Origin of the sequence: Bacillus sp. SIMBA_031, from assembly GCF_046535225.1 — a bacterium.
In the GTDB taxonomy this organism is placed as follows: Bacteria; Bacillota; Bacilli; order Bacillales; family Bacillaceae; genus Bacillus; species Bacillus velezensis.
Genome location: NZ_JAWRXC010000453.1, coordinates 1 through 255, shown reverse-complemented (window position 1 = coordinate 255; position 255 = coordinate 1). Strand labels below are relative to the sequence as shown.

Annotated in this window: 1 protein-coding gene; it reads left to right on the top strand. The window is 65.5% G+C overall.

Annotation, left to right across the window (positions count from 1 at the left end):
* Positions 1 to 255: ATP-binding cassette domain-containing protein (locus tag SB724_RS21000; protein ID WP_410572904.1), on the top strand; the 255-nt coding region annotated here is incomplete at both ends.

Below are 255 nucleotides of genomic sequence, written 5' to 3'. Positions count from 1 at the left end.
GCTCTCTGAAGGGGAGCGCAAGCGGGTCCAGATCGCCCGGGCTTTGATGACCGATCCGGAGTTATTGCTCCTGGACGAGCCAGCAGCTGGACTCGACCTGGGCGGACGCGAGGAACTGGTCCACAAGCTCGGCGAGCTTGCCCGTGACGAAGCCTCACCTGCCATGGTCCTGGTGACCCATCACCTTGAGGAAGTGCCCCCCGGATTTACCCACGCCATGCTGTTGCGCGACGGCGCCGTCGTAGCGGCCGGTCC